17 protein-coding genes are annotated in these 22995 nt (G+C 64.5%); 4 read left to right on the forward strand and 13 right to left on the reverse strand.

Annotation, left to right across the window (positions count from 1 at the left end):
- Window positions 1–96: 96 nt before the first annotated feature.
- Genes HV796_RS21565 through HV796_RS21575 form a run of 3 tightly spaced genes read right to left on the reverse strand, consistent with a single transcriptional unit; the run spans window position 97 to window position 5963 of the window.
- On the reverse strand, window positions 97–1599 hold the full coding sequence (locus HV796_RS21565) for an efflux transporter outer membrane subunit (protein WP_175228536.1): 1503 nt from the start codon (window positions 1597–1599) through the stop codon (window positions 97–99).
- Complete coding sequence (locus HV796_RS21570; protein WP_175228537.1) at window positions 1592–2791, reverse strand: efflux RND transporter periplasmic adaptor subunit; 1200 nt, start codon at window positions 2789–2791, stop codon at window positions 1592–1594. Before HV796_RS21570 ends, HV796_RS21565 begins: the two co-directional genes overlap by 8 nt.
- The gene (locus HV796_RS21575) at window positions 2781–5963 is read right to left on the reverse strand and encodes an efflux RND transporter permease subunit (protein WP_175228538.1); all 3183 of its coding nucleotides are present in this window, start codon (window positions 5961–5963) and stop codon (window positions 2781–2783) included. The genes HV796_RS21570 and HV796_RS21575 overlap by 11 nt, the downstream gene beginning before the upstream one ends.
- 886 nt (window positions 5964–6849) lie before the next feature.
- Here HV796_RS21575 and HV796_RS21580 point away from each other — a divergent pair.
- Both HV796_RS21580 and HV796_RS21585 read left to right on the forward strand, forming a co-directional pair.
- A complete protein-coding gene (locus tag HV796_RS21580) occupies window positions 6850–8718 on the forward strand; it encodes a phospholipase C (protein ID WP_175228539.1) in 1869 nt (622 codons plus the stop codon).
- A gap of 183 nt (window positions 8719–8901) precedes the next feature.
- The gene (locus HV796_RS21585) at window positions 8902–10344 is read left to right on the forward strand and encodes a cytochrome-c peroxidase (protein ID WP_175228540.1); all 1443 of its coding nucleotides are present in this window, start codon (window positions 8902–8904) and stop codon (window positions 10342–10344) included.
- Window positions 10345–10450: 106 nt separating this feature from the next.
- On the opposite strand, the gene HV796_RS21590 is transcribed toward HV796_RS21585, so the two are convergent.
- The 4 genes from HV796_RS21590 to HV796_RS21605 form a co-directional block, all read right to left on the reverse strand.
- Window positions 10451–10891: a DUF3331 domain-containing protein gene (locus tag HV796_RS21590; protein ID WP_175228541.1), complete on the reverse strand. Its 441-nt coding sequence runs from the start codon at window positions 10889–10891 to the stop codon at window positions 10451–10453.
- A gap of 28 nt (window positions 10892–10919) precedes the next feature.
- Complete coding sequence (locus HV796_RS21595) at window positions 10920–11105, reverse strand: hypothetical protein (protein ID WP_175228542.1); 186 nt, start codon at window positions 11103–11105, stop codon at window positions 10920–10922.
- Between the two features lie 46 nt (window positions 11106–11151).
- Complete coding sequence (locus HV796_RS21600) at window positions 11152–12114, reverse strand: helix-turn-helix domain-containing protein (protein ID WP_175228543.1); 963 nt, start codon at window positions 12112–12114, stop codon at window positions 11152–11154.
- 291 nt (window positions 12115–12405) lie between these two features.
- The gene (locus HV796_RS21605) at window positions 12406–12666 is read right to left on the reverse strand and encodes an H-NS family nucleoid-associated regulatory protein (RefSeq protein ID WP_175228544.1); all 261 of its coding nucleotides are present in this window, start codon (window positions 12664–12666) and stop codon (window positions 12406–12408) included.
- A 1190-nt stretch (window positions 12667–13856) separates the two neighbouring features.
- Between HV796_RS21605 and HV796_RS21610 the strand changes: the two genes are divergently transcribed.
- Both HV796_RS21610 and HV796_RS21615 read left to right on the forward strand, forming a co-directional pair.
- Entirely contained in the window at window positions 13857–15992 is a 2136-nt protein-coding gene (locus HV796_RS21610) for a PAS domain-containing sensor histidine kinase (RefSeq protein WP_246355973.1), read from the forward strand.
- Window positions 15989–16687 carry a response regulator transcription factor gene (locus HV796_RS21615; RefSeq protein WP_175228546.1) on the forward strand — a complete coding sequence of 233 codons (699 nt, stop codon included), beginning with the start codon at window positions 15989–15991 and terminating at the stop codon, window positions 16685–16687. The genes HV796_RS21610 and HV796_RS21615 overlap by 4 nt, the downstream gene beginning before the upstream one ends.
- A 33-nt stretch (window positions 16688–16720) precedes the next feature.
- Here HV796_RS21615 and ptsP read toward each other — a convergent pair whose 3' ends face one another.
- The 6 genes from ptsP to HV796_RS21645 all read right to left on the reverse strand — a co-directional run bounded on the left by ptsP (window position 16721) and on the right by HV796_RS21645 (window position 22994).
- Window positions 16721–18682, reverse strand: a complete 1962-nt coding sequence (ptsP, locus tag HV796_RS21620) for a phosphoenolpyruvate--protein phosphotransferase (protein WP_175228547.1) — start codon at window positions 18680–18682, stop codon at window positions 16721–16723.
- Window positions 18683–18755: 73 nt separating this feature from the next.
- Window positions 18756–19133, reverse strand: coding sequence for a PTS glucitol/sorbitol transporter subunit IIA (locus HV796_RS21625; RefSeq protein ID WP_175228548.1), 378 nt, complete (start codon window positions 19131–19133; stop codon window positions 18756–18758).
- Between the two features lie 19 nt (window positions 19134–19152).
- Window positions 19153–20211, reverse strand: a complete 1059-nt coding sequence (gene srlE / locus HV796_RS21630; RefSeq protein ID WP_175228549.1) for a PTS glucitol/sorbitol transporter subunit IIB — start codon at window positions 20209–20211, stop codon at window positions 19153–19155.
- 40 nt (window positions 20212–20251) lie between these two features.
- The gene (gene srlA / locus HV796_RS21635; RefSeq protein WP_217477971.1) at window positions 20252–20806 is read right to left on the reverse strand and encodes a PTS glucitol/sorbitol transporter subunit IIC; all 555 of its coding nucleotides are present in this window, start codon (window positions 20804–20806) and stop codon (window positions 20252–20254) included.
- Between the two features lie 156 nt (window positions 20807–20962).
- On the reverse strand, window positions 20963–21424 hold the full coding sequence (locus HV796_RS21640; protein WP_175228550.1) for a transcriptional regulator GutM: 462 nt from the start codon (window positions 21422–21424) through the stop codon (window positions 20963–20965).
- A 217-nt stretch (window positions 21425–21641) separates the two neighbouring features.
- Entirely contained in the window at window positions 21642–22994 is a 1353-nt protein-coding gene (locus HV796_RS21645) for an acetoin dehydrogenase dihydrolipoyllysine-residue acetyltransferase subunit (protein WP_175228551.1), read from the reverse strand.
- Window position 22995 lies beyond the last annotated feature (1 nt).

Consider the following 22995-nt stretch of genomic DNA (forward strand, 5'->3'; position numbering starts at 1 on the left):
ACGCAAGCGCGCGTGGCCGATGCTGACGGCCGCTCACGCGCCACGCGACCCCCCCCACGGTTGTGAGCGTGAGACGTCGCTATCGCGGCATCAGCGTCACTTGCCCGCGTTTTGCGGCGCGTGCTCGTCCGCCGCCGCGACGAGCGCCGGCGCCGTCGCCGCCTGTTCGAGCTGATCGGTCGACCAGCCGCCGCCCACCGCGCGAATCAGCTGCACATTCGCACTCAGCTGCCGCGTCTGGATCTGAATCGCCGACACTTCGGCATCGAGCGCGGCAGTCTGCGCGGTCACCACATCGAGATAACCGACCGCGCCCTGCTTGTACTGCGTCAGCGCAAGCGATAAAGCGCGCTCGGCCGCCGCGGCCGCGTCGCGCTGCTGCTGCAGCGCCGTGCCGAGATCCGTCAGCAGGGACAGATTGTCTTCGACCTGCTGGAATGCGCCGAGCACGACACCGCGATAGCGCGCGCCGGCTTCGCTGGTCGCCGCCTTCGCCGCGTCCAGCTGACCGCGCCGGAATCCGCCGTCGAAAATATACTGCGCGAGCTGCGGACCGATCGCCCAGAAGAAGTTCGGTGCACTAAAGAAGTTCGAATAGTTCGAACTCTGCAGACCACCCGCCGCAGTCAGCGTAATCGACGGGAAATAGGCGGCACGCGCGACGCCGATCTTCGCATTCGCCTCCGCGACGCGCCGCTCGGCCGCGGCGATATCCGGCCGCCGCTGCAACAGCACCGACGGCACGCCCACTGGAATGGTCGCCAACGGCAGCGATGCGGTCGATTCAGGTAGCGTGAACTCGGAGGCGGACGCGCCGACCAGCACGGCAATCGCGTGTTCGAGCAGCGCGCGCTGCGCGAGGGTCTGCGACAGCTGCGACTGCGCGGACGACAGCTGCGTTTTGGCACGCTCGACATCGAGCCCCGCGACAATGCCGCCGCCGTGCAGCGCCTCGGTCAGCTGCAGCGCCTTCGTGAACGCGACGACGGTTTGCCGCAACAGCGCGGTCTGCTGATCGAGCCCGCGCAACTGGATGTAACTATCGGCAAGCTGCACCTGCAGGCTCAATTGCACCGACGCGAGATCCGCCTGAGTCGCCAGCGCTTCATCCTTGCCGGCCTTCACCGAATCGCGCACGCGGCCCCACAGGTCGAGGTCGTAGTCGATTTCACCGCCGAGCGTGATCGCGTTGTAGTTGTTCGGACCGCCGCTGCGCAACGGCCGCGTCGCCGATTGCCGCTCACGGAACGCCGACGTATCGGCCGTGATAGTCGGATAAAGTCCCGCGCTCACCTGCGTGACGAATGCCTGGGCCTGCTGATAATGCGCGTACGCCGCTTCCAGGTCGGTGTTGTTTGCGAGCAGCCGCTTCTCGAGGTCGTCGAGTGGCGGCTCGCTATACATGTTCCACCAGCCGTCGCGGTTCAACTGGTCGCCGGGCTTCGCGCTGACCCACGGCCCGGTGGTGCGGTACTCCGCGGCGATCGGCGAATCCGGCACCTTGTAGTCCGGCGCGAGCGAACAGCCGGCGACGAGCGCCGCAGAGACGGCGACGGCTACGGCCACGAGCGGCGCAGTGCGCATGACAACCTTACCCATGAGCCGCCTTCTTGCCGTTGTTCGCGATTTCGACCTTGTCGCCCTCCGCCAGACCGTCAGGCGGCGCATCGATCACGCGATCGGTCGGTGCGAGGCCCGCACCGATCTCGACCGAATCGCCAAGGTCGCGCGCAATCGTCACGCGTTTGTACACGACGCGGTTATCGGCGCCAACCGTCGCGATGCGCAAACCATGGCTGTCAAACAGCAGCGCGCTGGCGGGCACGCGCAGCGCGTCCGGCGACACCGGCAGCTTGAACTGCACGCTCGCAAAGCCGCCCGGCAACAGCTTGCCGTCGTTGTTGTCGACCAGCAGCTGCACCAGCGTCGAACCGGTGGTCGCATTCACCGCGTCGGCGGATGCGACGACGCGCGCGGTAAACGCCTGGTTCGGATACGCGGGCACGGTCAGTGTCGCGATCGTGCCGCTATGGACGATCGGCGCGTAGTTCTGCGGCACCTGCACGTACACACGCAACTGCTTCACGTCGGACACCTGGAACAGTTCCTGGCCCACGCCGCCGCTGCCCGCGTTGATCAGCGCACCGATATCGGTATCGCGCGCGGTCACGACGCCGTCGAACGGCGCGACAATCCGCGCGAAGCCCTTGGTCGCGACCAGCCGGTCGAGGTTCGCCTGCGCGGCGTCGACCAGCGCCTTCTTCGCCGCATAGTCGCCGTTCCGTGTATCGACGTCCTGCTGCGCGACCGCGTCGGTGCCCAGCATCGCGCGCCAGCGCTTCGCGGTGATCTCCGCGAGGTCGGCATTCGCCTTCGCGGTCTGCAAGTCCGCTTTCGCCTGCACGAGCTGCTGGTCAAGCTCCGGCGTCTCGATCACCGCGAGCAGTTGCCCCGCCTTCACGTGCCCGCCGATATCGACATTCCACGACTTCAGATAGCCGCTCACGCGCGCAAAGATCGGCGCACGCGAAAACGCCTGCAATTGCGACGGCAGGGTCAGCGTCGGACCGTGCGCGTCTTTCACCGGCGCGACGATACTGACGGTTTGCACCGCTTGCGCATCGGTCCAGCTGGTCAGCTTGTGCGAATCGGACGCGCGCACCGCAAGACCGGCCCCGACCACGACAACGACCAGCACGATGCCGACAACGCCGGCGGTGACCAGCCGGCGACGTGGCGGTGTCCCCGCATATTTGGATTCAAAACCGGGTTCGACGGATTCAGACGACATGAGCAGGACCTCCCGAGGCGGATGCCGGGCTTGCCGCGCGCTTGTCGCGCGCGTGAATAAGGCTAAACACAATAGGAACGAAGAAAAGCGTTGCGGTGGTCGCGAACAGCAGGCCGCCGATCACCGCACGGCCGAGCGGCGCATTCTGCTCGCCGCCTTCGCCGAGCGCGAGCGCCATCGGCAGCATACCGATGATCATCGCGAGCGCGGTCATCAGCACCGGACGAAAGCGCGTAAAGCCCGCTTCGATCGCGGCCTTGAGCGGATCGCCGTGCTCAGCCAGACGCTCGCGGCAGAAGCTCACCACCAGAATCGAGTTCGCGGTCGCGACCCCCATACACATGATCGCGCCGGTCAGTGCCGGCACCGATAGCGTGGTGTGGGTCGCGAACAGCATCCAGATAATGCCCGCGAGCGCCGCGGGCAGCGCCGACACGATCACGAACGGGTCGGCCCACGACTGGAAGTTCACAACGATCAGCAGATAGATCAGCACGACCGCGCCGAGCAGACCGAACAGCATGCCGCCGAACGCGCTGTTCATCGTCTGCACCTGGCCGAGCAGCGCAACAGTCGAGCCTTTCGGCAGCGCCTTCGCGTGCTGCGCGACGATCTTCTGGATATCGGACGCGACCGCGCCGAGGTCCCGATCCTGCGTGGCCGCGTAAATCTCGACCATCGGCACGATGTTGTACTGGCTCACGACCGAGCTGGTCGCGGTGCGATCGAAGGTCGCGAGGCCGCCGAGCACCTGCGCGTTGAGCGGCGTACCCGCGGTGATCGGAATATTGCGCAGCGCGGACAGCGAATCGAGCGTGTATTGCGGCGTCTGCATCACGATCGGGTACGACACGCCGTTCGCATTGTTCAGCCAGTAGGTCGGCGCAACCTGGCTCGAGCCGGCAAGGTTCACGACGAGACTGTTGGTCACGTCGCGTTCGGTGATGTTGAGCAGTTGCGCGCGCGTGCGGTCGACGTTCACATTGAATGTCGGAATCTGCTGCGATTGCTGGATGCGCGCGTCGACCACGCCCGGCACCTTGCGGATATCACGCAGCACCGCATTCACATACGCGTAGTTGCCGTTCAGGTTGTTGCCGCGCACCTGCAGATCGATCGGCGCCGGCGAACCGAAGTTCAGGATCTGACTGATGATGTCCGCCGGCGGAAACGAGAAGGTCTCGCCCGGATAAAGACGCGGCAGCACTTCGCGCATCCGGCGCACGTATTCGGCGGTCGGACCGTGCCCTTCCTTCAGTTCGATCTGGATGTCGCCGTCCTGCGAGCCGATCGTGCCGGTGTTGTTATACGCGGTGTTGATGCCGCTGACCGGCTGGCCGATGTTGTCGACCACGGTGCCGAGTTCGTTCGGCGGAACGATCGTGCGCACCGTGTCCTCGATGTTCGCGAAGATTTCCGACGTCCTCTCGACCCGCGTGCCCACCGGTGCGCGCACGTGCATCAGGATCTGCCCGGCATCGACCGACGGGAAGAAGTTGCGGCCAAGAAACGGCACCAGCGCGAACGACAGCAGCACGAAAGTCAGGAACGCGATGATGAACGGCTTGCGGTGCCCGAGCGCGAGGATGAGCAGGCCGCGGTAGCTCGCACGCACCCGCTCGAAGCGCGCTTCAAACCCCTTCTGGAAACGCCCGAGCGGGCCGGACGGCGCGTGCGCTTGGTCGGTGTTGTGCGGCTTGAGCAGGTAGTTCGCCATCGTCGGCACGAGCGTACGCGACAGGATGAATGACGACACCATCGCGAAGATCACCGCTTCGGCCATCGGCACGAACAGGAAGCGCGCGACGCCGCTCAGGAAGAACATCGGCACGAACACGATGCAGATACACAACAACGACACGAACGCCGGCGTGACGATCTGCGCGGCGCCATCGAGAATCGCATCCTCAACCGGTTTGCCGTGCTCGAGGTGCCAGTTGATGTTTTCGATGGTCACCGTCGCGTCGTCCACCAGAATGCCGACCGCGAGCGCGAGGCCGCCGAGCGTCATGATGTTGAGCGTCTCGCCGAGCGCCGACAGTGCGATGATCGAACCCAGAATAGACAGCGGGATCGACGTTGCGATGATGACCGTCGAGCGCCAGCTGCCGAGGAACAGCAGAATCATCAGGCTCGTCAGCACCGCGGCGATCACCGCTTCGCGCGCGACGCCGCTCACGGCCGCGCGCACGAACAGCGACTGGTCGCCGATCGGGTCGATCTGCAGATTGTCCGGCAACGCCGCGCGCGCATCGTCGACGTGCTGCTTGATGCCCGAAATGATCGCAAGCGTCGATACCGAGCCATTCTTCAGCACCGACATCAGCACCGAGCGGTGGCCGTTCACGTGCACGATGTTGGTTTGCGGCGGCGCACCGTCGCGCACGTTCGCCACATCTCGAATATAGACAGTCGTGCCGTTCACCGCCTTGACCGGCAGATCGCCGAGGTCGCGAATCAGGGACGGCGCATTGTTCAGCTGCAGCACGTACTCGTGGTCGCCCATCTTCGCGGTGCCGACCGGCGTGGTCAGATTCTGCGTCGCGAGCGCGTTCGCGACGTCCTGGGCGGACAGGCCGCGCGCCTGCAGCTTCGCGGGATCGACGTCGATCTGCACCTGGCGCGTCTTGCCGCCGAACGGGTACGGAATCGCCGCGCCCGCGACCGTCACCAGTTGCGGCCGCAACTGGTTCAAACCCAGGTCGCCGAGGTTCTGCTCGGAAAGGCCCTTGCCCGACAGCGCAAGCTGGATGATCGGCACCGTCGACGCGTTGTAGTTCAGGATCAGCGGCGGCGTGGTCGCCGGCGGCAGCTGCTTCAACTGCGTCTGCGCGACGGCGGTGACCTGCGCGTTCGCGGTCGCGATGTTCACGCCCGGCTGAAAGAACACCTTGATCACCGCGAAGCCGTTGATCGACTCCGCCTCGATGTGTTCGACGTCGTTCACGGTGGTCGTGATCGTGCGTTCGAAGGTCGACGTGATCCGGCCGGCCATCTGATCCGGCGGCAGCCCCGTGTACTGCCACACGATACTGATCACCGGAATGCGGATGTCGGGAAAGATGTCGGTTGGCGTCTTCAGCGCGGCCAGCGGCCCGATGATAAAGATGGCGATCGCCAGCACGACAAAGGTGTATGGCCGCCGAAGGGCAATACGTACCAAGCCGAGCATGAATATTCCTGGTAGAACGGTTACAGGGAAAAGCGCCTGATAGACATCGCAGCAGCCCATCGCTGCGTGCGCGGTATATCGCTGCGGCCCGTCGCAAAGCCGGAAAAGATGATTCCGCGCCGCAATTCATCACTGCGGCGCAGACGGATCGATGTCGGCATCGTGCGATCACCGCGTACGCAGTGATCGCCTGGACGGGGGCGCGGGGTGATGCGCTCCACTTCTTCGAAACGGACCGCGAGTACGGACCGTTCCCAGTCTTGCTAATGATAAAAGACCGGCGACAAATCCTTACTCTTTCCTTTCCGAAAAATACACAAAGCATTACGCGCCTGATGCGCAGGCCATACGCCGTACCAACGCGACCCGCATCGACGAATTAAGCGGGAATGTACACAAACACTGAAGGTCTTGCATGGCGTGCCGCGCGTTCATCACTTCGCACGATGCTACTGCAGCCATATTTCACCAGTGACGAACCAGGCACAAACGAAGATGGCACGGCGGTTATTCCCGGCAGAACAGGCGTTTGCGCGCACGTCACCGGGCGCCGACCCAGATTCTTTCCCCGGCGATCCTGCAACAGAGTCTTTTTTATTACCGTTTATTTTTTTCCGCCCGACGGCAGACCGCCAACCCCGCGCCGCGCCTCGTCGTAAATCCGTATGAGTCGTACCAGATAAATGAAAACGAAATTTCCCGAAAGGCTTTCGAAACTTTTGCGCCTCTAAAACTTAATAAGGCAGTGTTTCAATTCGCGCTGTTTCATCCGGATCGGTCTGCAGGCCTGCGGCTGTACCAACTAGCAACAAAAAAGAATCCCAGCTCATACCACGCGAGAGAGGCGAGCTGGAACAGCGACGTTGAAAATTGGAGCCCCCCTTCTATGTTTCGCAAAGCGATCCTCCCCGTGTCGTTAGCCGCGGCGCTGCTTACGCTCGCCGCGTGTGGCAGCAGCGACGACAACAACAACAACAATCCGGCGCCCGCAGTCAGCCAGCAGGATGCGCTGACCACTGCGACGCCGATCAAGCACCTCGTCGTGATCTTCGGTGAGAACGTGTCGTTCGACCACTACTTCGCGACGTATCCGAATTCGGCGAACGTAGCAGGCGAACCGATCGTCACGGCTGCGTCCAACACGCAGACGGACATCAACACGCTGCAGCACGCGAACCTGCTCGGCGTGGCCAATCCGAACGGGCTTGCGACATCGCCGAACCTCGCGAATCCGGGCTCGGTCAACGGCGTCTCGACGACACCGCCGGCCGTCGGCGGGGTCTCGCTGATCGCCGCGAACGCGCAACCGTTCCGCCTCGACCGCACGCAGGCGAACACGAACAGCCAGAACCACAGCTACGGTCCGGAACAGCTCGCTGACGACAACCTGAAGATGGACGCGTTCCCGCTCTTCACGTCGGCCAGCGGCGTCATTTCCGGCAGCACGGGCGCGTTCGGTTCGAACGGCCAGGTGCTCGGCTACTTCGACGGCAACACCGTCACCGGAATGTGGAACTACGCGCAGAACTTCTCGATGAACGACAACGCATGGACTGACACGTTCGGTCCGTCGACGCCAGGTGCGGTCGAAGTGGTGTCGGGTCAGAACAACGGCATCCAGATGTTCACGACGACGGCTACGACGGGCACGGCTCTCGGCACGCAGGTCACGGGTACGACGTCGCCGAGCGGCAACGCGATTCCGGACGGCCAGGGCGGCTTCACGCTGATCGGCGACCTGGACCCGGCCGGCGATGCCTGCACGAACGTCGGCAACAAGACGGGCTCGACCGTGATGCAGTATGCGCCGGCGGTCAAGAACATCGGCGATCTGCTGAACGCGAAGAGCATCACGTGGGGCGGCTTCATGGGCGGCTTCAACCTGGCCACCGTCAACCCGAACGGCACGACCGGCTGCGCGCGCTCGACGTTCTCGAGCGTGCTCAATGCAGCGAAGGCCGACTACGTGCAGCACCACGCGTGGTTCCAGTACTTCGCGTCGACCGCGAACCTGACGCACCAGCGTCCGTCGTCGACCGCGATGATCGGCTTCACCGATCCGACGCTCGACGCCTCGGCAACGCCGGTTCACCACCAGTACGACTCGGATGACTTCTTCACGGCCGTGTCGGCGGGCAACTTCCCGTCGGTCAGCTTCCTGAAGGCGCCGGCCGTCGGTGACGGTCACCCGGGCAACTCGGACCCGCTCGACGAGCAGCAGTTCGTCGTGAAGGTGGTGAACTTCCTGCAGCAGCAGCCGGATTGGAAGAACACCGCCGTGATCATCGCCTACGACGACTCGGACGGCTGGTATGACCACCAGGCGCCGACGATCCTGAACTCGTCGTTCGACACGTCGCTGTCGATCACGGCAAGCAACAGCCCGTCGAAGCCGGTCTTCCAGGGCGCTGACCAGCTGACCGCAGCAGGCCAATGTACCGGCCCGAACGCGAAGCAGCCGGCAGGCGTGAACGGCGGTGTCGTGAACGGCCGTTGCGGCCCGGGTACGCGTACGCCGTTCATCCTGATCTCGCCGTGGGCGAAGGCGAACTTCGTCGACCACACGATGATCACGCAAGCGTCGGTCGTGAAGTTCATCGAAGACAACTGGCTCGGCGGTCAACGCCTTGGCAACGCGTCGTTCGATGCGACCGCGGGTGACATCCGCAGCATGCTGAACGCCACGGGCACCACGCCGACCGTGTTCCTCGACGAGAACCTCGGTACGAAGCTCGCTGCTGCACCGACGAACTGATCAGCAAGGTGAATGAAAGTCGCTTCCTGTCTCGCGCGGTGCCCGCTACCGGTGAGCGCCGCGTACGCGGTGCCGCGTAGCGGGAAGCACCGCCAGCCGTAACCGGTGTCGAGCCACCACCCAATGGGTGCTGGCTCGACATTTTTTTTGCGCTTTCCCGCGTTTCCAACCGTCCTGATCGCCATGAGTCTTCATCCGAACACCCTGCCGCCCACCCTGCCCGCCAGCGACGATGCGAAGCGCGGCGCCGCCAGACGCGCACTCAAGCGCGTCGTGGGCTGGACGCTCGCCGTTGTCGTGGCTGGATGCGCCGCGTTTGCCGCTTACGCGGCGGTCTACCCGGAGCGGATGCCGCTCGCGATCGGCACCGTCGTTGAAGACATCACCGGCGCGAATCCTCAACCGGTCCATCTTCTTTTGCCGCCGCAGGCGCCGTTGAGCGCCGTCGCGCAACTGGGCCGGCAGATTTTCTACGACACGTCGCTGTCCGCATCGGGCAAACAGTCGTGCGCGTCGTGCCATAGTCCGCAACATGCGTACGGCCCGGCGAACAATCTCGAAGTGCAGCTTGGCGGTCCGCACATGACCGACGTCGGTTACCGTCCGCCGCCGTCGCTCGCTTATCTGTACCGTCAGGCGCCGTTCAGCATCGGCCCCGACCAGAACGATATGGATGCCGCGCCGGTTTCGCTCCAGCAGCTCGCGGCCAGCGCGGCGGGCGTGCAGCGTGCGGTGAAGAGTGCCGGCGTCGCGCCGGCTGCGCCGGCGATGGTGCCGCAAGGCGGGCTCTTCTGGGACGGCCGCGCGAGCACGCTGCAAGACCAGGCGATCGGGCCGATGCTCAATCCGGTCGAAATGGCCAATGCGAGCGTCGAGGACGTCGCACACAAGCTGGTCGCCGCGAAGTACGTCGATCAGTTCAAGATGCTGTTCGGCAACTCGATCGCGAACCGTCCGGACCTGCTGGTCACTGAAGCGATGTTCGCGGTGGGCCGCTACCAGTACGAAGACCCGTCATTCCATCAGTTCACGAGCAAATACGACTACTGGCTGCAAGGCAAGGCGCACCTCACGCAGGCCGAACTGCGCGGTCTGCATCTGTTCAACGACCCGGACAAGGCGAATTGCGCCGGCTGCCACCTGAGCAAGCCGACCTCCGACGGCTTGCCGCCGCTCTTCACCGATACGCAATACGAAGCGCTCGGCGTACCGCGCAATCACAACCTGCCGATGAACCGGAACGCGAACTTCTATGACATGGGCGTGTGCGGTCCCTTCCGCGACGATGTGAAGGACCTCACGCAATACTGCGGGATGTTCCTCACCCCGACGCTGCGCAACGTCGCGACGCGCCATGTGTTCTTCCACAACGGCGTCTATCACGACCTGAAGCAGGTGATGGACTTCTATAACCTGCGCAATACGAGCCCGGACAAGATCTATCCGCACGACGCTTCGGGCAAGGTCGAAAAGTACGACGATCTGCCGGCGAAGTACCAGGCGAATATCGACGTCGCCGACGCGCCGTTCGACCGTAAGTTCGGCGACAAGCCGGCCATGACCGACGATGAGATTCAGGACATCATCGCGTTCATGAATACGCTGACCGACGGTTACAAGCCTTAACGCGAGCCTTAACGCGACACGGATCGCGCAACACGAGCAGACGCCATCCGCGGACGCGGGCGCTGGTGTGCCGGGCCATGCGGGCATCGCCCGCTGGAGGGTCCGCTCAGGCTGCTGAAAACCGGGCCTGAGCGCCGCCGTCAGCCGCCTCGTTGAGCACCGCGGCAAGAATCATCGCACTCGCGTTGAGCGGCGCGGGACGGCCCCGGCGCGGCTTGAACACCGGGTCGCCGACCTGAATCGCCTGCCCGCTCATCGCACACACGCCATTCACGCGCGCGCGCGCCGCATGCCACAGCTGGTCGCCGTATGAGCAGTGCGTCGCGTCGCGCCATGCGATCGTCGCGGTCGCGGAAGTCGGCCGCTCGATCAGGCACACCTGCGCGTCGAAGCGCTCGCCCGCGATCGGCAACCGGTAGTTCCTGCGTTCGAACTGCACGTGCAACGCCGCAAGCCGCGTGACCGCAGGGTCTGTACGACCCGACATCAAAGAGAGCAAACCGATGGTTTGCCGCCACGGATCGCACATATTCATCTTGACCAGCATGGATCACCTCGTTGTCAGGAAGTGCAGATCAACCGGCTTTGCGCCGGCCGCCGACGACGCACCAGTTGAGAAAGCGCGCGTGCCGGCGCGCCGCGACGCGTGGCGGTAGCGTGTACGGCTGCGGCAACGCCAGTGCAGCCGGTTTGCGATAAACGATCGGCTGCGCCGGTGCAAGCAACGCGTCGACGGCAACCGATGATTCAGGTTTGCTCATTGTTTTCATCTCCGGAATTTGTTGTTCGGCCGGACCACTCACCGGCTCATTGATGACTGACGTTCGTCTTCACCTTCCAGCAATACGGCGTATCGCCGACGAACCGTTTGAAAACAGCGGTGAAATGCGACTGCGAGCGAAACCCGCAGCTCAGCGCAACGTCCAGCATGCTGTGCTTCGAACGCGTCAACAGTTGTTGCGCGTGCTCGATCCGGCGGCGCAGCAAGTATTCATGCGGACGCAGTCCGGTCGCGCGACGGAACTGCGCAGCGAAATGCATGCGCGTGAGCCCCGCGCTCTGCGCCATGTCGGCAAGACCGATCGAGTCGGACAAATGGGCCTCGATAAACTCGATCGTGCGGCGCATGCGCCACTGCGGCAACGCGGCCGCTTCACGCGTTTGACGCGCGACCGCGGTGAAGTGGCGCGACACGAGCCGCGACACGATCGCGAGGCACACGCTATCGGTGAAAAGCTTGCCGGACGACGCATCGGTCGAATGCGACACCGCCAGCGCCTGCGCGAGACGCTCGAGGGTCGGGTCCCGCTGGATACGCGGATCGCCCAGCACGATTTCCCCGCCATGCGCCTGCCCGAACAGATCCTCGAAGCATTCGGCGAGCGCCTGCTGCGAAACGAACAGATGCAGCACGTCGGCCGGCGACTCGAAACATACGCTGACCGGCACCGACGGTGCGGTGACCTGCACGGCGCCCGCCGTCACGCGGCCGGAAACGATCGTACGTCCTGCGTACTCGAAACTGAGCGACGTGCATTTCAGGTTCAGCCCGATGCAGTGATATTCCGCGTGCCCCTGGTGCGACGCCTCGAACGACCCGGCTTCATTGCGCGTCCAGCGCGCGACGGTCATTTCGCCGTACGGAAGCAGATCGTGGGTCTCGTCGACCACGGGGTAGCGCCAGTGATGCTCGGGATGGATCGGGTTGCCGTTTATTTTGCGCACGGCGACCGTGGCGATTTCAGTCTGGTTAGTCGACAAGGCAATCATGAGCGGCCTGCACGAAGTGGGTGTCATGCGATACGGGAACAACGATCCCCGCGCTCACTCAAAGTTATCCGAACCGACACGGACGAACTAGCCCTACAAAGGATTGGCATGAGCCACTGTTGGTTTGGCTGACTCATCTGCAGGTTTAGTTTTCTAAACCGATTTGTGTACTGCGCGCATTCGGATTAGCCGATGCCGGTAATCGATGCGGCCAATCCGTGGTCTGACGTTAACCGATCGCCGCACACACACGAGCCCGTCGCACCTTGTCGCGCGCCGCCGCGAGCCCCATCACAGGCCGCTGGTCTGGAAATGTTCAATACACTGGCCGGCTGCCACCGCGCGCCGCAACCAGGTCGGCATGTCGCCCGATCCGGTCCATGTATTGCCATATGCATCCCGATAGCGAATGGCATTCAATTCGCGCCTGTCGTCGATCAGCGCCTGTTCGAGCGCGTCTAACGTAATGCCGGTTTCCTTCATCCGGCGCCGTATCCAGCGAATCAGGCGATCACGCGCCTCGCCTTCGAGAGGATGTACTGCGCGGGTCATGCAGGCTCCTGAATAATTTTGTGAAGATAATAAGGGCTCACCATCGGCTGCGAAAAGCGCGCGCAGGCATGCCCATTCAGACCAATTCGGAAAGGTTCAAGCCCAAATGTTGGCTGCGAATGAACGCACCGTTCGCGCACAGACGACGGCTGTTTCATTCCGGGCAAGCGGCGCTGCGCGCCGTCGCATTGTCATTGCGGCGAGATTACCGGCAGTCGCGGCCCATCCCTTTGCCGAACAGCACGTGCCACTTCGAATATGCACGTCCAGCGGTCACGCACGCGAAGCAGCTTCGCATCCCGTACGAACCCGCTAAGGCCTGTGGACCGCGCGATACCCGACGATCGCGGGGCAAGTATCTTGTGCGAACGGGCATGCGATGCACTCGAATCGTGCAATTTAGACAAATCGTCGATGCAACTAAAAGACGGCCATTACCCAATGACTACACTCATTCCGACGAGGTACGCGCCCGGCGAGGCGCAGGTAAACAGCAGGCGGAACGGGACTCAGCACGTTGCGCCCATGCGCGCCGGCGTGAATCGTCGACAGGCGTGTGAAGAGAAAGCGCGCATCGCCGAATCGCACGCGTGAGCGTCAGGAGGACGCTGCAGCGGGCGTCGAATCCATCGCGCGACGCGCCGCATTGTACGCATGCGTACAATGCGGTCCGCGCGCGTGGCTCACGAGCGGCCGCACCGTGAGCGGAATGTAGCGCCGCAGCAGTCGCGGGCTGCTGCATTGCATACGCGGTGCACGGCGCGGACACGTATTGCATCGGGCGTACACGCGGATGCCGCGGCTAGCGCCGCCGCGCAACGGCGGTGGTGCGGCACGCGCTTGTCCGTTTTAATTCATCTGTGTTTATCCGGCCGTGCGGCGCGCGAGCGCACTGCGAGGCCGTCCGACAAACCGACCACTGCCGATTTTGTCAAAGCCACCGAGGTATGCCGGGCCCTGCCCGACTTCTCGCCGGGCGCACGGCCATGCTATATATCGCGCTTTTGACGGAAAGCGGTGCCGGCATTCGCGGCAACGCGTCCGCCCCGAATACTTCTATCTTCTGTCACACCGCGCGGGTGCTTCGGGCACAGCCGCGGTGCGCTCTTCATGTTGCCGTGAAAGTCCACAGACGCGCATTTAAACAGGTGCGCCGCCCCGACGCTCGCGCGCTCCGGATCCTCGCAGCGGTGCTCGGGTCCGCTGTGTTCGCAGCCGACGTGTTGATACGGCGGCACTTCACGGTCGCCGTTCTGTATGTCCTCGTGATCCTGTTCGTCGCCATGACCGGATCGAGGCGAGCGACGCTCGCCGCCGCATGGACCTGCGCGGCGCTGACCGTGATCGCGCCTGCACTATCGCATTTCAGCTGCGTCGCCGGTGACGCCGGCGTGCGCAGCGCGTTGAGCGTCATCGCGATCGCGGTCACGACACTGATCGCGGTACGCCACCAGACGAGCAACGCGCACCTGATCGAGCAGATCCACCTGCTCAACCTGACCCATGACGCGATCGTGATCTACGACATGAAAGACCGCATCGCGTTCTGGAGCCACGGCGCCGAGGACCTGTACGGATGGCCCGCGCATCGTGCGCTCAGGCAACCGATTCACGAACTCACGCAAACGCGCTTTCCCGCCGCCAGCGCCGAGGTCCGCGAAGCATTGCTGCAAGTGGGCCGCTGGGACGGCGAAGTCGAACGCACGCGCCACGACGGCAAGGTCGTGATCATCGCGAGCCGACTTGCGCTGTTACGCGACGAACGCGGTAAACCACGCGCGGTGCTCGCGACCGACAACGACATTACCGGCCGCAAACATCTGCAAGCGGAATTGCAGCGCAAGCAGGACGAAATGAGCGCGATGCTCGAAGCGATCCCTGGCATGATCTGGGCCTCGACGCATGACGGCAAGGTCGAGCCCGTGAATCGCCGCTGGGACGCGTTCGACATCGCGCATGGCAACGCCGCACAAAACGGCCGCAGCCTGTGGCGCACACTCGTTCACCCGCATGATCTTCCCAGACTGGAAAATGACTGGCGCAGTGCAGTTGCGGGCGGCTCGCCGTTCGAGAGCACGGCGCGTCTGCGCCGCAAGGATGGGCTCTACCGCTGGATGCATCTATGCGCGGAGCCGCTGCGCGATACCGCAGGCCAGATCGTGCGCTGGTACGGCATCAATACCGATATCGAGGAATGCAAACGCGCGGAGGAAGCGCTCGAGCGCAGCGAGGCGTTTCTCGCCGAGGGCCAGCGCCTGTCGCGCACCGGCAGCATTGCGATGAAGCTCCCGGATGGTGAAATGCTCTGGTCCCAGGAGGCGTACCGCATTTTCGGCTATGCTGCGAACGTCGTTCCGAGCATGGATCTGATTCTCGCGCGCACGCACCCTGACGACATCGCGCTGGTGCGCCAGAGCTACCGGCAGGTACTCGCCGAAACTCCGTCAATCGATATCGAACACCGGCTGGTGATGCCAGACAGGTCCATCAAACACGTGCATTATGTCGCTCACCTCAGCGCCCGCCAGTCCGGGCGTTTCGAGTATGTCGGAGCCTTGATGGATGTGACCGAAACCAAACAGACCGAGGAGGCGCTCACCCGCTCGATGACCGAACTCGCGCATGTGACTCGTGTCACGATGCTCGGCGAGCTGACCGCGTCGATCGCGCACGAGGTCAGTCAGCCGATCGCCGCGATCGTCACCTGCGGTCATGCGGCGCTGCGCTGGCTCGACCGGCCACAGCCGGACCTGGCCGAGGCGCGCGAGGCGATCGACAAGGCGATCCGCAGCGCGAAGCGCGCGAGCGACATCGTTTGGCGCATCCGCTCGATGGCGCAAAAACGCGGCCCGTCGCATGCGGTGCTTGACCTGAATGCGCTCGTCGATGAATCGATCGAGCTCGTGCTGCATGAACTGCATGATCATCAGGTCGAACTCGACATCGACTATGTGTCGCCGCCGCCGCAGATCAGCGGCGACCGTGTGCAGTTGCAACAGGTTTTGATCAACCTCATCATGAATGGCACGCAGGCGATGGCGTCCGTCACCGGCCGCGCCAAACGGATGTGGGTCACGACGAGCATGGCCGATGCGCAGCACGCACACGTGATCGTCAAGGACTCGGGCACCGGCATCAGCGCGGAGCATGCCAAAAGGCTGTTCGAGGCCTTTTTCACGACGAAGTCCGAGGGCATAGGCATCGGACTGTCGATCTGCCGTTCTATCGTCGAAGCGCATGGCGGCCATATCTGGGCCGAGTCGCCGCCGGAAGGCGGCGCCGTGCTGCAATTTACCTTGCCCGTATACGATGGGAGACAGCAATGAGCAGTGAAACCGCCAACGAACCCGTCAATGTCGCGGACAACGCGATCGTCTACGTCGTCGACGATGACGAGTCGATGCGCGATGCCGTCAGCACGTTACTGCGTTCGATCGGCCTGAGAGTGAAGACCTTCTCGTGCTCGCAGGATTTCCTCGCGGCCGACCGGCCGGACGTGCCGGCCTGCCTGATCCTCGACGTGCGCCTCAAAGGGCAAAGCGGACTCGCGGTGCAGGAACAGATTGCCGCGCACCAGATCCGCATGCCGATCGTCTTCATGACCGCGCACGGTGACATTGCGATGTCGGTGAAAGCGATGAAAGCCGGCGCGCGCGATTTCCTCGCCAAACCGTTTCGCGACCAGGACATGCTCGACGCGGTCTCCGAGGCGCTCGCCGCCGATCAGCAGCGTCGCGCGGTGGACCTGTCGTTCGCGGGCCTGCGGCGCTGCTACGAGTCGCTGACGCCGCGCGAGCGCGAGGTGATGGCGCTGGTCGCGAGCGGCCTGCTGAACAAGCAGATCGCCGCCGAAATGAAGCTGAGCGAAATCACGGTGAAGATTTACCGCAGCCAGGCGATGAAGAAAATGGAAGCGCGCTCGCTCGCGGATTTCGTGCTGAAAGCCGAAGCGCTCGGCGTCAAGGCCGCGCTCGGCACGCCGTCGTTCGTCAGCGTCCGGACGTCGACGCCGCGGCCCTAGCGATCGCTGGCGCACGCACACGCGCGTGCGGGCTCACCACTCGCAGACGATCTTCTTCGCGCGCAGCACGCAGGCCGGGCTCATGCTCAGTTCGTCGACGCCCAGCCCGATCAGCCGCCCAATCATGTCCGGCTGCGCGGCCGCCTCGCCACAGACCGCGACCTCGATGCCGGCCCGGTGCGCCGCCTCGCAGACCATTCCGATCGCGCGCAGCACCGCCGGGTGATTGCTTCGATAGAGCGACGCGAGATGAGGGTTCGCGCGATCCGCGGCCATCACGTACTGAGTGAGGTCATTCGTGCCGATCGAGAAGAAGTCGACTTCCGGCGCGAGCAGGTCGGCGGTCAACGCGGCCGCCGGTGTCTCGATCATGATGCCGAGCTTCGGCTCGCCGAACGCGATGCCTTCGGTGGTTAATTCCTGCGCGCATTCGGCGATAAGCGCCTTCACGCAGCGAATTTCACTGACGTCGGCGATCATCGGCAGCATCGCATGCACGTTGCCGAGCGTCGCCGCGCGTAACAGCGCGCGCAGTTGCGGCTTGAACACGTCAGGACGGTCGATGCACATGCGCACGCCGCGCCAGCCGAGAAACGGGTTGTCTTCGTGCGGAAACGCAATGCCGGGCACCGGCTTGTCACCCCCCACGTCCAGCGTGCGGATCACCACCGGATGCGGTGCGAAGGCCTGCGCGACGCGGTGATAGATGTCGTACTGCTCCTGCTCGCCGGGTAGCGCGCGGCGATTCATGAACAGCAGCTCGGTGCGAAACAGCCCCACGCCCATCGCGCCCACGGCGCGCGCCGCGTCGATCTCGGCCGGCGCACCGAGATTTGCCGCGATCCGGATGCGCCGGCCCGCGCGTGTAACCGGCTCGACATCGCGATAGACGTCGAGCGCCGTGCGATGCGCGCGCGCTTCGCCGATCCGCGCCGTGAACTGCTCCTGAAACGCGGACGTGGGCTCGAACCACACATGACCGAGCGTGCCGTCAACCGCGACCTGTTGCACGCCGCGCAGACGGGCGTCGGGGACCGGCAGGCCGAACACCGCCGGAATGCCGTGCGAACGCGCGATGATCGCCAGATGCGAAGTCGCGCTGCCGCGTGTGCAGACGAGCGCGGCGATATTCGCCACGTTCGCCCGCGCAAGGTCGGGTGCGGTCAGGTCCGACGCGAGCACGACGCACGGCTTCGTCAGGCCGGCGAGGCTCGCATCCTGCTGGCCGGTCAGGCGCAGCACGACCTGGCGCGTGATGCCATGGATGTCGTCGGCGCGGCTGCGCAGATACTCGTCGTCGATCGTCTCGAACGACGCAGCAAGCGATGCACCGACTTCGAGCGTCGCGGCCGCCGCATCGCGGCCCGCCGCGATGCGCGTTCTGATCTCGCCCGCGAACTCGTCGCTGCGTGCGACGCTCATCAGCGCCTCGGCGATCTCGTCGTGATCGCCGATCGTGTCGAACGGTGGGTCGAGCGCGGCCAGTGCGTCGTCGAATGCGCGGTTAAAGCGCGCCTGCTCCGCATCGATTTCGTGCGGCTCGATCGATTGACGCTTCGCCTGCAACGGCTCGGGCAGATACACATACGCGTCGCCGCACGCAAGACCTTCGCTTGCCGGCACGCCAATCAGCGGCGGCGGGCCGTCCGGGCCGTCCACCGCTGCGAGCGGCACAGGCGGCGCCGCCTCGTCTGCTGCGCACACCGCCGCTTGCGCGAGCGTCGCAGACTGCGCGCCCGCCTCCGGCGAAGACAGGAACCGCGCCATCCGCTCGACCGCATCGCTTTCGTCGGCGCCATCCGCGCGCAGCACGATCTGATCGTGCTCGCGAATGCCGAGCAGCATCAACTTCACGGCGCTCTTCGCGTCGGCGCTGGTCGAACCGTGCAGCACCTGCAGCGAGCACGAGAACTCCTTGGCGAGCTTGGCGAACTGCGTCGCGGGCCGCGCATGCAGCCCTTCGCTCACCTTCACCACCACCGCTGTTTCGAGCATCGACCTCACCTTCCCGTCTGACATCGTGACCTCACGGCACGGACGATTAACGCAGCGCGTTGCACGCCTCGGTTCAGCGGTCCGCGATCTCGATCACCGTGCCGCTGCGCATGCATGCGAGCAGCTGGCTCGCGTCGACCGGCTGCGCGCAGATCTCGCCGGGCCGCTGCGCTTCGTTTGCGCCGTTGAAATTGATCACGACGTGACCCAGTTCGCTGACCTTGTTCCACGCGGTCGGCCCGACCGCCGTCACGAATGCGCTGATCTCGCCGATACGCAATCGCGAGCCCGCTTGCGGCGCCTGCTGCTGCGCCTGCTCGACCCGATGCAGCACCGACACTTCCGCCAGCTCCGGCGGCGCGCCGTCGGCGTACAGAATCAGTACGCCGCCTTCGAGCAGTTCCGCCACTTCGGGCCCGACCTCGGAGATCACCGTTTTGTAGTAGTGCATATGCCGTTTCCAGAGAAAATCACAGCGCGAAGCTCGCGGCCCACGCGATCAGCACCGATACCGGTCCCATGATCTGGCGGCTGATCAGCACCGCCGGCACGCCGACACGGATCGTGTCCGGCTTCGCTTCGCCCAGCGCCATCCCGACCGGCACGAAATCGCAACCGACCTGCGTGTCGTACGCGAAGAGCGCCGGCAAGGCCATTTGCGGCGGAATCGTGCCATTACCGATCGCGGGGCCGATAATCGCCGCGCCGATCACCTGCGCAATCACCGCGCCCGGGCCCAGCACCGGCGACAGGAACGGCAAACCGCAAATCGCCGACAGCACCACCAGGCCGATGATGTTCCCGGCGAGCGGCTCGAGCAGATGCGCGAGACCCGTGCCGATACCGGTCGCGTTGATGACGCCGATCAGCATCGTCACGAACGCCATGAACGGCAGCACGTTGCGAATCACCGTATCGACCGCTTTGCGCCCGCTGTTGAACAGCACGTTGACGACGCCGCCCATCGCGCGGCCGATCGATGTGATCAGCCCCACGATGCCGCGGCTTTCGCGGCCAGCGGGTTCGCCGGACTCACCCGGTGCGCCGGTCGTGGTGATCACCGCTGCGCCCGCGCCGCCGGCCCCCGGCATCACGAGCGCGTCGCCCGGGCTCGCGGGTCGACCCGCCGGTATGAATTCGCCGGCGTCGTCTTCGACCACCGACAGGTTTGCCGGCAGCACGCCGGATACGTACACGTCTTCGGTGATGAACTGCGCGAGCGGCCCGGACTGGCCGACCGGCGTCAGATTGATGGTGGGAATCTTCTTGCGCGGATAGACGCCGCAACGCGCAGTACCACCGCAATCGATCACCACCGCGGCCATTTCCGATTCGAGCGGCGGGTTGCGAAAACCGTCGACGACCATCGCGCCGGTCAATTCGGCCAGTCGCGTCGCGAGTTCCGGAATCTTGCCGCCAGTCACGGCGACGATCTTGTTGCGCTCCGGCGTCGGTTGAATATAAAGCGGACCGCCCCAGCCATTCGGCCCACGCACGACCTTGACGGTCCGATAAGCTCTTGTATCCATCGCTTGTCTCCCCTTCTGTCTGTCGATCGGCGGCGACCGGTCACAGTTTGATGTTTTCGCGACGCGCGATCACCCGCGTGATCGCTTCGGTGAGCATGCCCTTCAGCAGATTCACGAAGAGGCCGACGATCAGGTAGAACAATGCGAGCTTCGGAATCGAAAACGGCAGGGGCTGCGTTTCCGCGAGCTTCGTCAGCCCCGCGGCGACGCCGAGCCAGACAAACAGTTCGCCAGGATTGGCATGGGGGAAGAGCCCGGTGATCGGATGGCATAACGAAACGGCCGAATCGTAGAACGCGGGCTTGTGCCGTTCTTCGAGAAACACGCCGAACGTATACGCCATCGGGTTGGTCAGGAAGAACATCGCGAGCAGCGGCAGCAGCGTATAGCGGGTGATCACGTTCTTCGAAAAGAAGCGCGCGAGCCCTTGCACACGATGCTCGCCGATCAGCGCGATCAACGTGTAGACCGCGGTAAGCAGCACGATCAGCGTCGGCAGGATACCGGTGACGAAACCGATGAATACCTTGCCGCCCGCATTGAACACGCCGATAAACGCTTCGGCGAAATGCGTAAGCCAGTCGAGAATGAACACGGCGACTCTCCCAAGAGGTCCAACATATGCGCAGGAAGCTCCGTCGAAACGGCTAAGCGGCTAAACGGCTGCGGACGGAACCGGATGGTAAGGCTGACGACTATCGAACCAGTGAATCATCGAACTGCCGGGTGATCAGGGACACACGTCATCGGGTCACGCGGGCAGACCGGTCAGCGATGCGGCGCCCGCGGCACTGCCCACTTCGGCAGCTTCACCATCGCCGGCTTGCTGCTGTGCGGTGCGGTGCGCGCGTTCGAGCGCATCCGCGGCGGCGATCATGATGCTGCGGCGCAAGCCCGCGCCGGTGAGCCGGATGTTGAATTCATCGATCGAGAGGCCGGAAAATCCGTCATGCTGACGAAATCGGCTAAAGACGGTCAGGCCGGACATGCTGAGAAATTCGCGCACATGAAGTGCATCGTCGAGCACGACGATCGCGATCGCACCGCGCCCGAAGCGGACTTTGCATGCGCCGACACCGAGAAAACCGCTGTGCCAGCGGCGTGCGGTTTGCCGTAATGCGTCGCCGTAGCGGCGCATCTGAAACCAGGACGCCACCACCTGCATCGCCCAGAACACGGCTAAGGCGAGCAACGCTCCACGCACATAGTCCATCGTCGTCTCCGTCAACCGGCCCTAGGCCGGAAGGCCCCCTGCGTTCGCGCACAGCGCAGACGCGCATGAACATCATGCTCCCCAGATAATACAATTGTTCAATTCGGACTGAATTGGGGAAAACGCCAGTCGGTCTGTCAGACATTTCCGGCTGGTTGCATTGTCACCCTAATCGCGTGCTGCGTGCACCCCTTGGTTTCCCCGGTCCTCGTTGCGGTCAGCCGGCACTCGCGATGTTCTGCGCGACGATCACCGCCACCTCGTCGCGCGCCTCGAGTTGCGGCAGATGTCCGACTCGCGCGAAACGATGCACCGCGACGCGACCCGGCAAACCCTCCGCGTGCCGTGCGGGCAGGATGCGATCCTGCAGGCCCCATATCACACGCACCGGAACGGTCAGTGCGGCAAGCACGCCGCGCAGATCGAGACTTTGCGCGCCGTCCGGAAAGAAGGTATCGGCGAGCGCGGCAAGTCGCGCGCGGACTTCGGCATCCGCAAGCTGCTGCTCGGCGGTCGCGACAAACACGTCGTCCAGTTGTGACGGGTCAGCGAACAGCTCTTTCAACCATGCGGCAAAACTTGCGCGCCGCGACGCCTGGGTGATGCCGCGCATGAACGCTGCGTTGCTGTCCGGGCCAAGACCCGCGGGCGCTATCAAGGTGAGCGAACGGATCTTCGTTTGCGCGAGCGGGCCTTGAGCCGCGGCGGCAAGCGCGATCGCGCCGCCGAACGAATGACCGGCCAGGTGGCAGCACGTGACCCCTTGCGCGGCAAGCGTTGCGTCGACGGCCTCGACAATCGCGTCGATCGAGCCGGCACGTTGCGCGGAGGACTTGCCGTGCGCGGGCAGATCGAGCGCGAGCACGCCGCGCGTGGATGGCGCGGCGCGACCCAGCGCGTGACAGAACGGCCGCCAGCTATTGAGCTCGGCCGCGAACCCATGCAGCAGCACGAGCGGATCGCCGGTGCCTTCGCGCAGCCAGACGTAGTGCAAAGGCGCAGCGGCAGTCGGGACGGCCACGTTCGGGCGCACTGCGGATATCGATGCGAATGCGGATGCAGGCTCGCGCAACACATCGGTCGCGACGATGCGTCCGTGCGGTCCCGTGCCCGCGACTCCCTCGAGGCGCACGCTGCGTTCCCGCGCAAGGCGCCGTGCCGCAGGCGTCGCGCGCAGGCGGCCGCCGGTCCCGAACGGCGCGCTCGCCGGCGCGAACTCCACCGAAGCGGGTGTCGGCCGCGTCACGTCTTCGCCCGCGACCGCAGCCTGCGTTTCCCCTCCGGCCGCCGGCCCGGTCTCATTCACCACCGCCAGATCGGCGACCGCCTCCCCGTCCGCATAAATCCACGCGACCGGCGTGCCGACCGGCATCGACTCGCCGATCGCCGTGCGAAGATGGCGGATCACGCCGCTCGCCGGCGCATCGACCTCCATCGTCGCCTTGCTGGTCTCGATCTCGAAGATCACGGCGCCCGCGCGCACGGTATCGCCTTCGTGCACATGCCAGGCCGCAATCATGCCTTCGGTCATATCCATATCGACGCGCGGCAGGATCACCTCGGTCGGCATC

The sequence above is a fragment of the Paraburkholderia humisilvae genome, from assembly GCF_902859855.1.
Taxonomy (GTDB): Bacteria; Pseudomonadota; Gammaproteobacteria; order Burkholderiales; family Burkholderiaceae; genus Paraburkholderia; species Paraburkholderia humisilvae.

Coding starts and splice junctions, on each gene's coding strand:
- HV796_RS21565 (WP_175228536.1), bottom strand. CDS start 1,599: ATGGGTAAGGTTGTCATGCGCACTGCGCCGCTCGTGGCCGTAGCCGTC.
- HV796_RS21570 (WP_175228537.1), bottom strand. CDS start 2,791: ATGTCGTCTGAATCCGTCGAACCCGGTTTTGAATCCAAATATGCGGGG.
- HV796_RS21575 (WP_175228538.1), bottom strand. CDS start 5,963: ATGCTCGGCTTGGTACGTATTGCCCTTCGGCGGCCATACACCTTTGTC.
- HV796_RS21580 (WP_175228539.1), top strand. CDS start 6,850: ATGTTTCGCAAAGCGATCCTCCCCGTGTCGTTAGCCGCGGCGCTGCTT.
- HV796_RS21585 (WP_175228540.1), top strand. CDS start 8,902: ATGAGTCTTCATCCGAACACCCTGCCGCCCACCCTGCCCGCCAGCGAC.
- HV796_RS21590 (WP_175228541.1), bottom strand. CDS start 10,891: ATGCTGGTCAAGATGAATATGTGCGATCCGTGGCGGCAAACCATCGGT.
- HV796_RS21595 (WP_175228542.1), bottom strand. CDS start 11,105: ATGAGCAAACCTGAATCATCGGTTGCCGTCGACGCGTTGCTTGCACCG.
- HV796_RS21600 (WP_175228543.1), bottom strand. CDS start 12,114: ATGATTGCCTTGTCGACTAACCAGACTGAAATCGCCACGGTCGCCGTG.
- HV796_RS21605 (WP_175228544.1), bottom strand. CDS start 12,666: ATGACCCGCGCAGTACATCCTCTCGAAGGCGAGGCGCGTGATCGCCTG.
- HV796_RS21615 (WP_175228546.1), top strand. CDS start 15,989: ATGAGCAGTGAAACCGCCAACGAACCCGTCAATGTCGCGGACAACGCG.
- ptsP (WP_175228547.1), bottom strand. CDS start 18,682: ATGCTCGAAACAGCGGTGGTGGTGAAGGTGAGCGAAGGGCTGCATGCG.
- HV796_RS21625 (WP_175228548.1), bottom strand. CDS start 19,133: ATGCACTACTACAAAACGGTGATCTCCGAGGTCGGGCCCGAAGTGGCG.
- srlE (WP_175228549.1), bottom strand. CDS start 20,211: ATGGATACAAGAGCTTATCGGACCGTCAAGGTCGTGCGTGGGCCGAAT.
- HV796_RS21640 (WP_175228550.1), bottom strand. CDS start 21,424: ATGGACTATGTGCGTGGAGCGTTGCTCGCCTTAGCCGTGTTCTGGGCG.
- HV796_RS21645 (WP_175228551.1), bottom strand. CDS start 22,994: ATGCCGACCGAGGTGATCCTGCCGCGCGTCGATATGGATATGACCGAA.